Origin of the sequence: Pseudomonas protegens CHA0, from assembly GCF_000397205.1 — a bacterium.
GTDB lineage: Bacteria > Pseudomonadota > Gammaproteobacteria > Pseudomonadales > Pseudomonadaceae > Aquipseudomonas > Aquipseudomonas protegens.
In genome coordinates, this window is record NC_021237.1 from 5,752,949 (window position 1) to 5,769,953 (window position 17,005).

The window sequence follows — 17,005 nt, forward strand, 5'->3', positions numbered from 1 at the left end:
CCTAATTCCAGCGAATACTGGAGACGAAACTCTCTCGTCGACAGACTCAGTGGGGCATTGGCATTGAACATTTCGCCCTGGCTTGGTTGTTATCTCAACCTACTGTTAAATTTCTTTTCAATTGAACATATCTACCCCTAAAAAAATGTACGGGCAGAGGATATCTGTAATGCCGACAAGCCATAACGACAAGCGGCCAATGTCTTAGCTTTACGGCGCTTAGGGAATTGAAGCCTTCAGCCTCCTCACATTCTTTGAAAACCATATCCAAGAATTGTGACATCCCGTCCTCCCCTTCCATAGACACGTGGGACAGAGTGGCACCATGAGAGGATTTATTACTATAAAAAGCATTTTCTGAGTTGACGTCAGGAAACCAAATTTGAAAATTACAGTGCTCCAAAAACTCTTTTTTTATAGTACGTACTCTATTGAAAGCCTCTTCATCACCAATCAAAGCCGCCAGAAGTGCCAGATAAGGGTAAAGAACTGACCCTGCTGTAACCTCCTGGAAGTAGGCATCGCTATTTTGAGGATGTTCAATTAGCTTGTAATAATCATCCAAATTACAAGGGTATTGGTTTTTTGTGGCGATCTGATAGTGCGCCGCCCCAAGAATCTGGTTAAGCCAATCACCAACAAATATATCCACTCCAAAATCCAAAGATAAAAACCAAGCAGCCAAAGCTATATCAATCCCCTGATCATCTTTACATGGGGTATTCAAAACTGGATTGTTAATAATCATTTCAGAAATGCAACACTGCAACCCTCTTATAGTTTCAACTACTGACACCCCGTACTCAGAAGACCTTTCATCCCGGGCCAGACTGTCAAGAACCCATATATTCCACAGACCTAAAGATGCTACGCGCCCGAGCACATCAAACATCTTAAGGTTCACATCCGTGGAGCAAGAAGGAAACACAGCCGCCGAAAGTGCATGAAGCTTATTCGTGTAGGGCAAGACACACCTGTCCATATAATTAGCGCTTATCTGGACATGCAATAGCTGTATTGCATTAAACGTATTACGGATTGATATATGAGTTTTGGTCGCTCCCGCAAAAAACTCTTTACACTTATCCCAAGAGTGCAACACGCACAACTCGCTAGAAACATAAGAGCTTTCTAAGTTATTTTGATCACGCGACCATGAAAACAAGATCCACAAGCAAAGATAAGCTTGACGCAAAGACATCAACAACTCTTCTTCCGAAGCAGCACCATCGGAAAGCAATAGGTGAATTAGTCGTTTGAAATTCGCATACGAAGCATCAGGCTCATCAAGTATTGCAATTGATTTTCGAAGTAATGCTCGACAACACTCAGGCAACAACTCCTCTCTCAAAAAATGTCGCTCGATTAGGTTCGCTAGTTTTTCGCCATTCCACTCACTAAAACTAATATTACCCTTGGTATTCTTATTAATATAGCTACTTACATCTAGCCTGACTGTTTCCTTTATATTACCACCAAAGCAGAGACATATATCAATTGGCTTATCTTGATAAGGCGCAGGCAGATGAGAACCAATATACGTATCGATAATTGAATTCAGCGATGGCCTTAGCGACTGAGGAGATGCACTATCCCAATCAGTTCTTCCAAGATCACCAGACTTCACGGAGAAGAGATAGACCGTTTCAGGCCCTCCATCAATACTCCCAATCGCTGCCACATCTACGCCGTATTGCCTACCGCCAACGCCAGGCTTAGAAAAAACATCTAGGCCCATCTGCGATAAAAGGTCAGGTAACAACGCATCTAATTCTTTACGTTCCCGCAACCCAGCTAAATACTCTCTAATTATTAACTTCATAGCCTAACGGCTCCTACTCTAAAAGCCCGCAGCATGTACTCCAGCCCCCCAGAGTCAAGATTACCTAGTGAAGGATACTCTACAGACGTACTAAAACTATGCATCGGATTTTCTTGGCGGACCTTTTCTCCATTAGGGCCGTGATACACATAATTTATAGAGCTGTTTCCGTACAAAATTACTGAGGGCCTCCCCATGAGAGCAGTCATCAGAGAATCTTTTTTAGCGGACTTAAATGATTCCTCCATTTGACGATTAAAACGACGTTGATACGCTTGCCGCTGAGACAGTGGAGCCTCCAATTCTTTTACGTTGGAAATGCTCTGAAGTCCCTCGTGATATGAATTTAATCTACACAACACCCGATCAATTATTATTGCAGATTCTTGTGAAAGCTCATCACGCTTAGATCTGAAGTATTCTCCGACACTTCCACCATAGCTAATCAATAATGGATTAAATAGCATTTCCTCTATCTTTGCTCGCTCAGCGTCTGAAGCAGTATTAAGTGACGAGACCATAAGGCTCGCAGCGCTCACCGGGTATGCAAACAACCAGCCACAGGCTCTCATTGCCAATAGCAAGTTAGCATTGGGTGGAATCTCGTCCAACAACCCCAAGTCAGCAGAAAGCCCTATATTTGACCCCCGACCATCTGAAACTATCTGGCCGACAGAGGAACAAAGTTTTCTTTTGCTAGATAATAGCCATCGGGTGACTATTTGTTGTCGTAAAATCGTACTTTGCGGCTCATCAAGACTCCACATAAAGTGTTCGAAGTCAGAGACAGCCAAATCAGCACCATTCTTTTCCAGTAGGTGTTCAATAAGCACCAGAATATCTCGCGCTTTGCCCCCGATCAAAAACGGTTCGAACCCTAAATCCAGAAACTTAATCGCCTCTCTATTAGTTGGCGATATCGTTTTGAACTCCTCTAGCAAAATTGAAACAATGGACTCAGGCGTATGAAGTTTACCCATCATGAATAATTTAGCTGCAGTGCAAATTACCAAATCACTTGGACACTTGAAAATCCGACCTACCAGAATCAAGCATTTACTTTCGACATCCTGGCTCATAGGAGCTAATGAAAAAATAGTCTCGAGGGCGGCAGAGAGAAAATCTTCGTCGCAATCTATTAAGCCTTTATCAATTGCGTCCAATGTTAGCTTTGCTCGAATTACATCTTCCTCGTATCCAAACCGAGAAAGAGACTGCAACGCTAAAGCTCGCAGACGCGGTTCGCTCGCATCAATTAAATTTATGGCTTTTAGTTGAAATTCGTCAAAATCTATTTTCGAGCCAGCGATTAAAACAACATTCAGAAAATTAGATTCCGGATATAAATTCTTTGCCAACTCAAATGCTTCTTCTAAACTCGCCGGGTTTGCCAAGCAGTATTTTTCAAAGGAAGACAACAAGTGAAAATCAGCACCACCGGCCCTACCAAGTCGATTTATACTAAACATTATATCGGCCACGGGCGCATCAATTAGTTCTAACACCCCCGCAAAAACCTCAATAATTGTAAACCACTCAAAGCCAAAAATATCTTGCTCTAGAGACTGGTACTCCGCCAAAACATCAATTAAATTTTCAGCATGCAAATTCGCAACTATACAAATTAACTCAGACTTTTGGTTCTCTTTCACCACAATATCGAAAAACGCAGAAAACACTAGGCGCTTTGCAACGGAATCAAAAACCTGCTCAACACTAACACTCATACAAAAGCCCTCGTATTAACTAGTCCTTCTTTGCATAATTACAGCATGCACACCACCTCATCTAGCATATTCACCTCACCAAAGTCCCCCCTTAAAAAACATGCGAATAAATACTAAAAAACACTACACACTGACTGATGCCTTTATAGTCAGAACAAACCGAAAAATTTTAATGGAGCGCAGACTCAAAATCTGTAATAGACACATAATGGTTTCTCAAGCCTCCTACGTGATTTTCTAGATCGGGCGCGCGCGCGTTAGAAGACCGCTAATAATTTTGGCGCCTTCAGATACAAAACCGGTCAATAATCCCGATGCCCAATCGAGTAGTGGCTGCAGCACGAGCATCACCTCGGGCGTCTTAACCAGGAACACGTAGCCCGTGATCGCCGTCAGCACAAATGAAAGAACCGTGAGCGACCAAGCCATTTTTAGGTTCAGATTGCAGTCGGATTTCAAACTGTCGAAGATCGTTGCCACCTCAGCGAAAAGCTTCGGCAGTTCATGACGAAAACGCTTTTCCTTCTGCACTATTTCATACCTGATTGCCTTGATGGCAATCACCTGGCTTTTGATAAGCCATACGATGATCGTAAGAAAAAAAAGCGACGACGCCATGACCGTACAGTTAATGGTGAGATGAATGTTGTCTGTCGGCTCTTTTAGCTGTGTCGTAGCTAGGATCGTGGACACGGGTATGGCCAAAAGCTTGCCTTGGATACCAATGAGCAACCCGTTGAGCTTGACGCTGAACTCTCGTTTCTGCTCATTGAGTTTGTCGAGGTCGTTATTGAAAGAGAAATTGGATATGAACAGCTCATAATTATTCTGAGCATTTTCAAGAATTTCATCGCAATGACTCAACAGATGCGACAGCCGGTTAGATTCTTCACAGGACTTCAAGCTGGAGATCATTGCATTGCGTATAAGCCTTTTCTTTTCCGCGCCGTGCAGCGTGTCGGACAGCATGTCTTCCAGCTTTTCCAGGCCACGAGCAACGACGTCGGCGGTACGTAGTACGGTTGTTGCGTTGACACCGTAGGTAAGGTAAATCTTCTGGTCGTACGTCATCAGCGTAAAGCGAGTACCTGTCACTTCCAATATGGAATTGTGCTCAAGCTGTTTGATGAAACAGGACGCAATAATCACAGAGGCTGGATTTTTTTCCGGTTTGACGCTCCACGATTTGTAGCCAGAGTCGATCAGTGCGAAATGCTCAGGCAAACAGTGCAGATTGAACACCGCGAGGAGGTCTTCCTCATCTTTGGCGAGGCAGTGCTGCGAGCCGCGAGGGGGGGCGATGGCTATTTCGACGCACTGCTCGGCGGCGGCGGCGAGCGTGATCAGCCGCCCATTCAGGCGCACCTCAATCTCGACAGCGTCGCTTTCGTTCAGTCTGTCCAGTATCACGCGTTGAGCCGCTTGCAGGCGCAATTTTGCGGTGAGTCGGTGACCTGACCATTGCATGGGACACATGCGGTTCAACCGCAGGATGTCTTCTATCCCCTCGATGGGCGTCAAGGAAGACCCCATCACGCTTTCGGAATGTTAGGCTTGATGCTATCAGGTACCTTGGTAATGACCAGGTGCCCCTCGGCATTCAGGTAAATGGTCTTATTCTCCAAGGCCGCCTGCTCGAACGAGAGCGTATATTCCTTATTCGGCCCTGAGACCCTGTACTTGAGCAGTGATTTCAGGTGCTTGGCTACAGGCTCGAACTCCGCAGGGATCTCAATTTTGCTGCGGGTAACAAAATCGATGAAGTTATTGGGATCGCCCGGTTCCAACTGGTTTGCTACTTCACGCAGGGTAATGCTTTCTCCCTTAGCGATTTTTCCGTCAGCCCACTCCTGGATGGCACGGCGGCTGTTCAAGGCCTCGTCCTCGCCCTTGAACTCCTCACAGTAGTTTTTTATCAATGTCACGAGTTGCTGGGTGTGCTTCGACGGATCGAGATAGGCTTCTTCATCGATCCCAAGGAGAGACTTGAAATAGCCCACCACAGTGTCTTTCCGATTTTTACCCTTTAGGAACGAAACATGGGGCGCCTCAAGGTCCATGTCAGCTTCTTGCCAACGGCGTATGTCGATATTCGCGGCAAAGTGAAGTTTATCGATGTCGAGTGTGTCGATTTCCTCAAGGTTGAGGTTCTCGTCAATACCGATGCCCTTGGCATTCTTGATGAGAACGATCATGAGATTAGGCTCCCCATCGATCAGGTAATCGATGATAGTCAAGAATCCCCCGGTGGCCAGTGGCGCCTTCTCGAGCTCGATTTTGAGCTGAGCGAGGGTGTCCATCGAGAACTGGTAAAACCCAAGTTCTTTAGCGAAGTAGCGCTTGGTTTTAACGTCGAACCAGCTGTCGGCCAGGATACGCGCGTACGCCATGTTACCCTCGCCCTGGTAACTCGTAAGAATCGTGCTGACGAGGGTATCGGCCTTGGGTTCCGGAAGGTCAATCTGTCGCTCGCGTGGAACTAATACAACGCCCTTGTCACGCTGGTTGGTCACGACTTTGTGAAACACAAACCCTTGTAGCTGAAATTCCATGATGATCCTTATCAGAAGCCGCGGGCCTTCCCGAGTAGGGGGAATTCTAGCTCATGCTGGCATGGAGCCACATTTCCTTATACAGCGATTCACGTAGTAAACGCCTGGCTCAGCTTGTCACACCTCCTCAACCACTGTATGCAAATACAGTATTTTGTTTTCACATTACGGGCAAGTCTCTGTCGATTGCGCAGTAAGCTTAATCGGCCTTACATAGCAAGGTAGACTGGAAGGGGAACTGTTCGTTACAGCACAGTCCAAGAAATGAGTCTTCCAAAAAAGACGCTATACGGGGGTATTACCTTAATTATCCTACCGCCCCGCTTAAGCCGATATAGCCCTCCACAGCTGAGAATTCTGATCCAATAGCAGTCTGCTGGATAAGCACAGACTGCTCGTCAAAGTACGGTATTGACGTCATACCTCTTGACCATGCAACACCTAAAAGTGCTACTGAACCATAGCGACGACAAGATAATTAAACCGTTTTAAATCAAATACTTATAATATTTTTAGCACATGCAACACAGGTAACAAGATTTTTTAGAGGGTCTGCCCCCGAGCCCCTCAAAGGCGTGTCCCACAGCGAGAGAACTCGTTCACGGCTGTCACTTAGAGGCGTACATGCGACCCTCGAAGACTATCTCAATCACTAGGTAGGAAACCCGCTGGACATCGTTGGTATCTGGACGAAAAAGCTAGTGGGCTGAGCCATCCATTCACAATTCCGATCAAAACCGAAGACCATTACCGAAGCTGTAAATATGTCCCTTTTTCGTGGAGATCATTTCAATTTCAACGATTGAAATTTCAGTAACTTCCCACGCCTCCCACTAACTAGATCCCGCGGGTTTCATGCCCCGTGTGAAGCGAAACCTCTCAGGGTCCCCAGCGTGATTTCCTCTCATCGAAAGGCGGAGCCGGCGAAATTCGCTTGGTAGGCTGGAGCGAAAAGCGCCTGCCCACAACACCAGGATGCTGACTTTAGCGTTACACGCACGGGTGGAGTTACATAGGGTGTACGCTATGTCGCTGAACTGTGTAACAGCCATGAGAGCCAATGAAACCGGGCGTTTGGTGAAGGGCGTTACACTCGTAACACCGGTTACACCAGTTTTGGAGGGGGGCTGGATATGTGCTCTCTTGCTGCCTTTCCAAATTGGACCTACACCACATTGTTGGCCTCTCGTGAATCAAGATGACGGGGTGATGAGGACAGCTGATATGCAATGCCACTGGCTCAAGGTGGATTGATACCTGACAACACGGCGGGAGAACATCATGAATGGGAATGCAGGATTCATGTCCCTTGCCCTCGCCTCACTGTCGGCAGAAGGTCGGACGAAGAGGTGACTACCTGACCGAATGGCTACACATTACCTTCCAACTGGTGGTGCTTTACCTAGCAGCGATACCACTACATCCGTAGGCAGAAACATGCAGCGTGTATGCCTACATGTATGCCTAAATGACCAACACCGCACGAAACCCTTTAAATACAGCACATTACAAGATCAGTTCAAATGACTGTGTACCACCAAGTACTAAAAACGGCTTACCGCAAGGTAGGCCGTTTTTTTATGCCCGCGAAAAAGTACCGGGGATTACGCCGCATTGATCCACAAACGCGACACCCGCATTGAGCACCGCCACTGGCTGGGATAGAACACTCCGGCAGTGTTTGTGAGAGCTGCGCAATCCTCACTTCAAGGGCTCGATAATGACAATAAAAAACCACAGGACTTCAGTCGCCCCCTGGCTGTTCTCGCTCCTGGCAATCACCTGTACCCCAGCCTTCGCCGAACAGGCCCCTACCCCGCCCTCCAACCTGCTGACCGCCGCCGTGGCCTGGAAGCAGACCGCCGCAGAGTTCGAGGCGCTGTACTACCAGGGCTTCAACATCGCCCGTCTGCAACTGGACCGCGCCCTGCAGGAACACAAGGCCGGCGACCGCCCCCTGGCGATCATCAGCGACGTTGACGACACCGTGCTCAGCAGCAACAGCTACTGGGGCTACATGATCAATTCGGGCAAGGAGTTCTTCGACGACGAGGCCTGGGACAAATGGGTCGCGGACAATGGCCCGGTGGCCACCCCGGGCGCCGTGGAGTTCCTCAAGTACGCCCAGTCCAAGGGTGTCGAAGTCTTTTACGTCACCAGCCGCGACCAGGGCGAAAAGACCTACGAATACGCCCTGGCCAACCTGCGCAAGAACCAGCTGCCCTATGCCGATGAGCAGCACCTGACGGTGTACCGCGACAGCTCCAACAAGGAGCCGCGGCAGCAGGAGATCGCCAAGGACCACAACGTGGTGCTGATGCTGGGCGACAACCTCAACGACTTCAAACGCAAGTACTACGTGGCCGACGTCAAGCAGCGCAGCAGCCTGATGACCGAGGACAAGGAGCAGTTCGGCCGCAAGTTCATCCTCTTCCCCAACCCCACCGACGGCCATTGGCTGAAGGCGATCTTCGGCGACTCCGAACCGCCGGCCACTCCGGAAAATCGGGCCAAGTTCAAGGCCGCGGCCAGCTCGACGGCCTGGCAGATGAAGCCCTGACAGGGCGTCGCAACATCAGCGCAACGCTGGCCCGCCATGGCCAGTGTTGCGCCAAGCCCCCAGGGATGTCATAAACGCCAGCCCCTGCACTCAGGCAGGAACAAGGAGTCGTTTTCTCATGCGGGCAAGGAAGCTGCTGTTGCTGATCTCGTGCGGGGTACTTGGGGCCTGCAGCACTCCCGAGCCGATCCAGTACCTGCCCGGCCGGGTCATCTACCGCATCGACTCATCACGCTTTTTCGAGATCGACCGGACCACCTTCAAGCTCTGCAACGGTTCCTCGCCGGTCATCGCCAGCAGTGGCGACATGGTGCACTACACCGACACCCGGCTCGGCATCCACACCCCGGTTGCACCCTTTGGCTCATTCAACGGCATCACCGTGCATGGCCGTGGTTCGCACTTGATGATCGATGCTGCCAACTCCAACTACCTGGTGATTCCGATTGCCCAAGGACCGGGCTTCAGCAAGGGCGGGGCCGGCTTGCCGCGCCTGTACTTTTCCCAGGATGCCGGGCGTACCTGGCTGCGCATCACCGCGCCCAGGTACCTGGAAAGCCCTGAGCGAACCTGGCTGACCGGCTCCGTCCTTTCGATCGAAGGCCCCCTCCTGCACGGCGCCGCGCAGATCGACCTGTCCTTGAACTACGAGACGCTCAAGGACCACTCGCCCTACTCGATGCTGTCTTACCCACAACGCTGGCAACGCACCGATAGCACTCGTACACCTGGCTACTTCGAACCCGCTCGCCAAGCCCCCATCGATGACCGATTCAATTGCGCCACGGGGGCCAGGCAGGGCTGACCCAGCACGTAGGGCTTGAAAAACCGCAGCAGGCTGCGGTTTTTTTCGCTCAGTTGAACGGCTGCGGACGCGGTGTCTGCGCCGAGGACGGCGGCAGGATCGGCAGCTTGAAGTCCGGCTGGTCACCGGTCAGGGTTTCAAGGAAGGCCACGATCTGGCTGACCTCCTCGGTACCCAGCTTGCGTCCCAGTTGCAGACGGGCCATCACGTCCACCGCCTCTTCCAGCTTCCAGTAGGCGCCGTCGTGGAAGTAGGGATAGGTCAGCGCCACGTTGCGCAGGGTCGGCACCTTGAACAGCATGCGGTCGGCATCCTTGCCGGTCAGCCCGGCCACGCCCTGGGCCGGGTTCTGGGTGACATAGGGCTCGATCATGCCCATCTTCTGGAATGAGCCACCGCCCACGGCCTCGCCGTTGTGGCAAGCCACGCAGCCGATGGACTTGAACAGTTGATAGCCCTTGAGCGCAGAGGGGCTGATGGCCGCCTTGTCGCCCTTGAGCCAGCGGTCGAACGGCGCATTGGGGGTAACCAGGGTTTCTTCGAACGCAGCGATGGCATTGGTCACGTCGTCAAACTTGATGCCGTCGTCGCCGTAGACCTGCTTGAAGGAGGCCCGGTACTGGGGAATGGAACGCAGCACGTCCACCGCCAGGTCATGGGTGAAGCCCATCTCCCCCGGGTTGGCGATGGGGCCACCGGCCTGTTCCTGAAGCGTGGCCGCGCGGCCGTCCCAGAACTGCGCGATGCTCATGCCGGAGTTGAGCACCGTGGGCGAGTTGATCGGCCCCTGGTGCCAGTTGTGGCCAATGGAGGTGGGCAGGTTGTCGCTGCCGCCCATGCTCAGGTTGTGGCAGGAGTTGCAGGATATGAAACCGGACTTGGACAGGCGCGGGTCGAAGAACAACTGCTTGCCCAGCTCCACCTTGGCCACATCGGTGATCTTCACCGGCTGTACCGGCTGGATCGGTTCGCTTGGCGTTTCCCCCCTGACCTCACCCCCCAACAGCAATCCGAAAACAAGTAACCACTTACAACGGTGCATGACGTCCCCTCATCAGGCTTATAGTTTGTTTCACCCTGTACCCAACGCCCCCCTCCCGCCCTGACTCAGATCAATCGACGGCCGGGTGAAAGACTGCCTGCGACCCTGTGTACAGGGGAGATGGCCCACTCCAGCCTCGTGCCCAGGGCTACATCCGGGTCCAACTGCCGGCGCCACTGCTGTACATTCCCCCGCACGGACGACCCCTCATTTCCCTGTGAACGGAGCTCAACGCGTGTTCTCGAACTTCCCTCCCCGTCACCGCCAACTGCTCGGCCTCAGCCTGCTGGCTGCCGCCCTCAGCCTTGGCGCCTGCCACAACCCGCCTTCTTCCAACGCTCTGCCTGCCGCCCCGGAAATCGCTTCGGGCTACCGCACCGACATGCAGACTCGCCATGCCGACAAGCACATGGCCGCCGCTGCCAACCCGCTGGCCGCCGAGGCCGGGCGCGAAATGCTGCGCAAGGGCGGCTCGGCCATCGACGCGGCGATTGCCATGCAAGCGGTGCTGACCCTGGTAGAACCGCAGTCCTCGGGGATTGGCGGCGGCGCGATGATCGTGCTCTGGGACGGCAAGGCCGTGCGCACTTATGACGGTCGGGAAACCGCGCCGGCCGGCGCCACCGAGAAGCTCTTCCTGCAGGCGGACGGCAAGCCCATGGCCTTCCCCCAGGCGCAGATCGGTGGACGCTCTGTGGGCACCCCAGGCGTGCTGCGCGCCCTGGAAATGGCCCACCAGAAACACGGCCGCCTGCCTTGGGCACAATTGTTCGAACCGGCGATCCGCCTGGCCGAGCAAGGCTTCGCCATTTCGCCACGGCTGCACACCATGATCAGCGCCGATCCTTTCCTGGCACGCTCGCCGGACATGGCCGCGTATTTCCTGAATGCCGACGGCACGCCGAAAGCCGTGGGCACCTTGCTGAAAAACCCGCCACTGGCAGCGGTGCTCAAACGCATCGCCGAGGAAGGCCCGGACGCTCTGTACAAGGGCCCGGTGGCCGCGGAAATCGTCGCGAAGGTCCAGGGCCACGCCAACCCCGGCAGCCTGTCGCTCAACGACCTGCAAGGCTACCGCGCCAAGGAACGCGCGCCGCTGTGCAGCGACTACAAGCGCTGGCAGGTGTGCGGCATGCCGCCGCCCTCCTCCGGCGGCGTGGCGGTGGCGCAGATACTCGGCACCCTGCAGGCCCTGGAACAGCGCGACCCGCGCTACACCCTGGCCAACCTCAAGCCGCAGAAAACCAGCCTGCCCGCCGGCCTGGAGCCCGCGCCACAAGCGGTGCACCTGATTGCCGAAGCCGAGCGCCTGGCCTATGCCGACCGTGGCCTCTACGTGGCCGACAGCGACTTTGTGCCCGTGCCGGTGGCCGGCCTGATCGCCCCGGACTACCTGGCCAAACGCGCAGCCCTGATTGGCGAGCGCAGCATGGGCAAGGCCGAACCGGGCAAGCCCCAGGGCATCCAGGTGGCCTACGCCCCGGACCGTTCGCCAATGCGCATCTCCACCTCGCAAGTGGTGGCAGTGGATGACCTGGGCGGCGCCGTATCGATGACCACCACCGTGGAAGCGGCCTTCGGCTCGCACCTGATGGTCCAGGGCTTCATGCTCAACAACCAGATGACCGACTTCTCGTTCATTCCCGAGGAAAACGGCCAGCCGGTGGCCAACCGCGTCCAACCGGGCAAGCGCCCGCGCTCGTCCATGGCGCCGACCCTGGTCTTCGACCGTGCCAGCGGCGAACTGCTGGCCAGCGTCGGCTCCCCCGGCGGCTCGCAGATCATCGAGTACGTGGCCAAGTCGGTGGTGGGCATGCTCGACTGGAACCTGGACCCGCAAGCCGCCGTCGGTCTGCCCAACTTCGGCAGCCGCAACGGGCCGACCGAACTGGAGAAAGGCCAGTTCAGCCCGGCCCTGAAGCAGGCACTGCAAGCTCAGGGACATGAGGTAAACGAGATCGACATGACCAGCGGCACCCAGGCCATCGTTCGCGTGCGTGATGCACAGGGCAAGACGTCCTGGGCAGGCGGCGCCGACCCACGGCGCGAAGGGGAGGCACTGGGGGATTGAGAGTAATCGGATGAACCCGAGGGCTGGCCGTGAGGCTGGCCCTTTTTTGTGGGCGGTGAGCGAGGGCTCTGTATGCAAGATTTTGCGGCGGTCTGTGTCTGACCCGGCCTTTGGATCTGCCCTAGCATCGTCCCTGTCCACCGAGGAACCGACGATGAACGAAATTGCCGCCAACCTTGATCTCCCGGGCCTGAGCCCACGACGCCTGACGCCCCAGGACCTTGAACTGATCTGCCGCCATCGCCAGGCGATGTTTCTCGATGCCGGCAAGGACCTCTGCACCTTGCAGGTGATGACCGAGCACTTTCGCCCCTGGTTGCGTGAACGCCTGGAGGACGGCCGCTACTACGGCTTCGCCCTGATGGACGCCGAGCAGAGCGTGGCCAGCATCGGCCTGATGAGCATCGACTGGCCGCCCCACCCTTCCCATCCAACCCAGGATCAACGCGGCTACGTGCTCAACGTCTACGTCGAACCGGCCTACCGGCGCCGCGGCCTGGCTTCGGCGCTGATGAAACTGGCGGAGACCGAGTTCCGCCTGCGCGGGCTGGGCTTTGCCGTGCTGCATGCGACCGAGGCCGGCAAGCCGCTGTATCAGGGGCTGGGTTGGGCGGCGACCAGCGAGATGGCGAAACAGGGCTTTCTGTAGCCGCTGCCGCAGGCTGCGACAAGGACCGAAGGGCCTTCGGCGCCTGGGAGATCGCTGCGACCGTTCCGGTCGTTCGCAGCCTGCGGCAGCGGCTACAGGGTTGGTTCACAAAATGTCGCAGTAATGCCGTTGCGGCGCCCCCTAGTCCAACCTATGGTTCGACCGTCGCTGCAAAATCAGCGAACAGGCTTGGCGGCCTGATAGAATCGAGGCGCAACAGCGCCCCACCCACATGCGGGCGCTTTTTTTGCGCCCGCATACCTGCGTTATGGCGGGTTGCGTGGGAGAACCTTCGGGTTCGCCGGTTCCTTGATTCCCGGTCCGCCAATCCTGCGCAATCCGCCACCCTGATCTGCTTGGCGGCAGACGGTGACGGTCCTTCGAATCAAGGAGTCGTGACCATGAACTGCTTCTGCAATCTGTTTCTCCATTACCTCCCGTCACAAAAAGCCGGAGGTGCCCGATGACCACTCAATCGGCCCTGACCACCCTCGGTGAAATCCGCTTTTCCCAGTGCGGCGAGCACCCGCATCCGCTGTTTCGCGTGAATGCCGATGTGCCGGTCAGCGATGCCCTGGAACATGCCTCGGCGCTGTTGCATCCGGCAAAGCAATTCACCCTGAAGGCGGCCATGGAGCCGGGCTGCGACCGCTATGCTTGGGCGGCACACTACCTGGCAGAGATGGGCAAGGCACTGATGGACGACGTGCACGCCACGCTCTCTGCATGACCTGATCGTCCCTGAACCGACGTCGCCTGCGCGGGCAGATCCAGCGATCTGCCCGTACATCGCTTGACGCACTCAGCGACTTGTTTAAGTCCCAGGACGGGACTAGGATCACGCCATGAGAATTATTGCAGTCAGTCAGTTGAAGGCCTTCTGGGAGAAGTACCCGGACGCAGAACAGCCCTTGCTGGCCTGGGTCGATGAAGCAAAGAAAGCCGAGTGGTCCAACCCTGCGCAGATCAAGGACCAGTATCGCAACGCGAGCATTCTCAAAAGCCGCAGGGTGGTCTTCAACATCAAGGGCAACGAGTATCGACTGATCGTTGCCGTGGCCTACCGCTTTGGTGCGCTGTACATCAAGTACGTGGGCACTCACCAACAGTACGACGCCATTGATGCCGACAGCGTAGACATGGAGCAACCCGCATGAACATCCGCCCTATCCACACCGACCAGGACTACCGCGCCGCGCTGAAAAGCGTCTCGCCCCTGTTCGACAACGAACCGCAGCCCGGAACACCTGAAGGCGATTACTTCGACGTCATGATCACCCTGATCGAGGCGTACGAAGCCAGGCAGTTTCCCCTGGACCTGCCCAACCCGATCGAGGCGATCAAGTTCCGCATGGAGCAATCCGGCTTGTCCGCCGCCGACCTGGCGCCCGCCATCGGCCGCACCAACCGCGTCTACGAAGTACTCAACGGCAAGCGCGCGCTGACCCTGCCCATGATCTGGAAACTGCACCAGCTGTTCGGCATTCCCGCCGAGAGCCTGATCAAGCCGATCAAATCGTCCTGAGCCGTGCTGCCGGGCTTGAGCTTGCCCTTGGGTAAAGGCTCAGCATGCCCCGCATCCCAACAACACCAAGGACGCTCCATGCTCACCATCGGACAAATGGCCCGCTGCCACGGCCTTACCACCAAGACCCTGCGCCATTACGACAGCATCGGCCTGTTCACCCCGGCCCTCACCGGCCGGGACAACGGCTACCGCTACTACAGCCCGGAACAGATCGTGACCCTGGGGCGCATCGTCTGGCTGCGGCAGTTGGGCATGTCCCTGGAAGACATCCGCCATCTCGCGGACCAAGGCGGCCTGGACAGCGTGCTGCACATGCAGCAGTCACTGCAGGCGCATGCCCGGCAGTTGCAAAGCGAGATCGCCCGCAGCCAGAAAGTACTGGGCCATCTGCAGCGCTACCTGGCCCAGCCGCAGCGCCAACTCCCAGCCGCGCAGACACCACAGAAGGTATTCCTGGCGTCGCAGCGGATCATCGGCATGGCCTGGCAGCAGGATGACCCGGGCACCATCGCCGAGCTCTGGCAACGTTTCGAACCTCGGGAACAGGAGATCCAGCGCCTGGCCGAGCCGGTGGGCACCTATGGCATCTGCCAGCCCCTGGAGGACGGCCAGTGGCGTTATGTGGCCGGCCTGCCGGTCGCCGCCGACGCGCCCCTGGTGCCCGGCATGGTGGAGCTGGAAATCCCTGCCCGCCATTACGCGCGAGTCGAGCATCACGGTAGCGTGGCCACCCTGCCGGAAACCTTTCGCGCCGCCTACAGCGAGTGGTTGCCCGCCGCCGGGCTGATGCCCATCGACGCGGTGGAGTTCGAGTACACCGGCGAGCGCTTTCTGGGGCCCATGCACCCGGACAGCGTAGTGGAACTGTATATCCCGCTGAGCGCCTGAAACGCCCGGTGAAGGGGCCGACCAGCAGGCTACCGCTGGTCTGCCCCGGCCTATCCAGCGTTGTCTGTCAGCAAAAGTACCTCGGATACCGCTATGCTCTGCAGCCATTCCCAGGTTACCGAGCGAAGGCCCGATGAGTTTCCAGGCAGGTGTGTTGAACCAGATATCCGGCATCCGTCATGCGTTTTCGACCCTCGGCGCCGCCCTGCCGGCCAACCTGTTCTTCTGCTCGCAGATCCACAGCGGCGAGGTGGTGCAAGCCAGTACCACGCTGCCCAGCGGAATCATCCGCGGCGACGCGGTACTCACCCATTCCAGCCGGCCCATCGCAGTGGTCACCGCCGACTGCCTGCCGTTGCTGATCAGCAGCGAGGACGGTTCCTGGGTCGCGGCAGTGCACGGCGGCTGGAAAGGCCTGCATGGCGGGATCATCGCCAATGTGCTGCAACACTTCGCCAGCAAGGGCATCACCCCACAGCAATTGCGGGTGGCCATCGGCCCATCGATCAAACCCTGCTGCTATGAAGTCAGCGCCGATTTCATCGACACCCTGTCCGCCACTCAGGACCCGCTGTGGCCGGCCGCACAGGCCCCCTGGAGCCGTGAGCAACCGGCCCCGCTGCTGCCGCCGCAGATTCCGCCACCGCAACCGACCCAGGCCGATTCCCTGTGGTTCGACCTGAGCCGCTATGCCGTGCACTTGCTGCACGCCGCTGGAATCAGTGATGAACAGATCGAAATCAGCGAGCTGTGCACCTACTGCTCGACCCCGGCCCTGGCCAGTTATCGTCGACGCGGGCACCGGGGTGAAGCCAAGGCCTTCCAGTACTCGTGGATCGGCCGGACATGAACCTCGAGAGTGCACTACTCCCAACCTCCCTGAGCGACCTGGAAACCCTGGTCCAGATGCGCATCGCGGCGATGCGCGAAAGCCTTGAGCGCCTGGGGCGCTTCGATCCGCAGCGGGCCCGGGAGCGTTTTGCCGCAAGCTTCGCGGCCGAACGCTGCCACTTCATCCTCAGTGACGGACAGCCCGCAGGCTTTATCCAGAGCCAATCACACGGCGATCATCTGCGCCTGCAGCACCTGTACGTCCTACCGCAATTCCAAGGGCGGGGCCTCGGCGCCAAGGCCCTGGAGCAGCTTTTGGAACGCTCCGCCAACGAGCAGCTACCCATCCACCTGGATGCGTTGCGCGGCAGTGACTCGAATCGTTTTTATCGACGCCTGGGTTTTGTTCAGGTGGGTGAAAGTGAATGGGATATTCACTACGTTCGGCCGGCGGATCCACCCCAGGCCTGAACCCGGTTCCGGTTGGCCACCGAGCCCCTGCTGGTTCTTGGCCAGCAACCTGAGCTAAC

General features: G+C 55.9%; 15 protein-coding genes. 10 read left to right on the forward strand and 5 right to left on the reverse strand.

Translation table 11 applies throughout. The annotated features are described in order from the left end of the window. Window positions 1-94 precede the first annotated feature (94 nt). The 4 genes from PFLCHA0_RS31425 to PFLCHA0_RS25685 form a co-directional block, all read right to left on the reverse strand. Window positions 95-1,822, reverse strand: a complete 1,728-nt coding sequence (locus PFLCHA0_RS31425; protein ID WP_015636997.1) for a hypothetical protein — start codon at window positions 1,820-1,822, stop codon at window positions 95-97. After that, window positions 1,819-3,549: a hypothetical protein gene (locus PFLCHA0_RS31755; RefSeq protein WP_015636998.1), complete on the reverse strand. Its 1,731-nt coding sequence runs from the start codon at window positions 3,547-3,549 to the stop codon at window positions 1,819-1,821. Before PFLCHA0_RS31755 ends, PFLCHA0_RS31425 begins: the two co-directional genes overlap by 4 nt. 237 nt (window positions 3,550-3,786) lie before the next feature. Further along, window positions 3,787-5,070, reverse strand: coding sequence for a hypothetical protein (locus PFLCHA0_RS25680; protein ID WP_134532630.1), 1,284 nt, complete (start codon window positions 5,068-5,070; stop codon window positions 3,787-3,789). A gap of 11 nt (window positions 5,071-5,081) precedes the next feature. Next, window positions 5,082-6,101, reverse strand: coding sequence for a nucleoid-associated protein (locus tag PFLCHA0_RS25685; protein ID WP_015637000.1), 1,020 nt, complete (start codon window positions 6,099-6,101; stop codon window positions 5,082-5,084). A gap of 1,720 nt (window positions 6,102-7,821) precedes the next feature. Between PFLCHA0_RS25685 and PFLCHA0_RS25690 the strand changes: the two genes are divergently transcribed. Both PFLCHA0_RS25690 and PFLCHA0_RS25695 read left to right on the forward strand, forming a co-directional pair. Beyond that, on the forward strand, window positions 7,822-8,661 hold the full coding sequence (locus PFLCHA0_RS25690; RefSeq protein ID WP_015637001.1) for a 5'-nucleotidase, lipoprotein e(P4) family: 840 nt from the start codon (window positions 7,822-7,824) through the stop codon (window positions 8,659-8,661). A 118-nt stretch (window positions 8,662-8,779) separates the two neighbouring features. Further along, window positions 8,780-9,466 carry a T6SS immunity protein Tli3 family protein gene (locus PFLCHA0_RS25695; protein ID WP_011063424.1) on the forward strand — a complete coding sequence of 229 codons (687 nt, stop codon included), beginning with the start codon at window positions 8,780-8,782 and terminating at the stop codon, window positions 9,464-9,466. A 49-nt stretch (window positions 9,467-9,515) separates the two neighbouring features. Here the strand turns inward: PFLCHA0_RS25695 and PFLCHA0_RS25700 are convergent, their stop codons facing one another. After that, window positions 9,516-10,508 (reverse strand): cytochrome-c peroxidase, encoded by a 993-nt coding sequence (locus PFLCHA0_RS25700; protein ID WP_015637002.1) that lies wholly within the window; start codon window positions 10,506-10,508, stop codon window positions 9,516-9,518. Between the two features lie 235 nt (window positions 10,509-10,743). On the opposite strand from PFLCHA0_RS25700, the gene ggt reads away from it, so the two are divergent. The 8 genes from ggt (at window position 10,744) to PFLCHA0_RS25740 (ending at window position 16,946) form a co-directional block, all read left to right on the forward strand. Next, entirely contained in the window at window positions 10,744-12,579 is a 1,836-nt protein-coding gene (ggt, locus tag PFLCHA0_RS25705) for a gamma-glutamyltransferase (RefSeq protein WP_015637003.1), read from the forward strand. 154 nt (window positions 12,580-12,733) lie between these two features. Beyond that, entirely contained in the window at window positions 12,734-13,228 is a 495-nt protein-coding gene (locus tag PFLCHA0_RS25710) for a GNAT family N-acetyltransferase (RefSeq protein ID WP_015637004.1), read from the forward strand. 463 nt (window positions 13,229-13,691) lie between these two features. Next, a complete protein-coding gene (locus PFLCHA0_RS25715; protein WP_015637005.1) occupies window positions 13,692-13,958 on the forward strand; it encodes a DUF3077 domain-containing protein in 267 nt (88 codons plus the stop codon). 115 nt (window positions 13,959-14,073) lie between these two features. Next, window positions 14,074-14,385, forward strand: a complete 312-nt coding sequence (locus PFLCHA0_RS25720; RefSeq protein WP_015637006.1) for a type II toxin-antitoxin system HigB family toxin — start codon at window positions 14,074-14,076, stop codon at window positions 14,383-14,385. Continuing rightward, complete coding sequence (locus PFLCHA0_RS25725) at window positions 14,382-14,753, forward strand: helix-turn-helix domain-containing protein (RefSeq protein WP_015637007.1); 372 nt, start codon at window positions 14,382-14,384, stop codon at window positions 14,751-14,753. The genes PFLCHA0_RS25720 and PFLCHA0_RS25725 overlap by 4 nt, the downstream gene beginning before the upstream one ends. 78 nt (window positions 14,754-14,831) lie before the next feature. Next, window positions 14,832-15,644 carry a MerR family transcriptional regulator gene (locus tag PFLCHA0_RS25730; RefSeq protein ID WP_015637008.1) on the forward strand — a complete coding sequence of 271 codons (813 nt, stop codon included), beginning with the start codon at window positions 14,832-14,834 and terminating at the stop codon, window positions 15,642-15,644. A gap of 133 nt (window positions 15,645-15,777) precedes the next feature. Further along, on the forward strand, window positions 15,778-16,494 hold the full coding sequence (locus PFLCHA0_RS25735) for a purine nucleoside phosphorylase YfiH/LACC1 family protein (RefSeq protein ID WP_015637009.1): 717 nt from the start codon (window positions 15,778-15,780) through the stop codon (window positions 16,492-16,494). After that, entirely contained in the window at window positions 16,491-16,946 is a 456-nt protein-coding gene (locus PFLCHA0_RS25740) for a GNAT family N-acetyltransferase (protein WP_015637010.1), read from the forward strand. Before PFLCHA0_RS25735 ends, PFLCHA0_RS25740 begins: the two co-directional genes overlap by 4 nt. The last annotated feature ends 59 nt before the right edge of the window (window positions 16,947-17,005 follow it).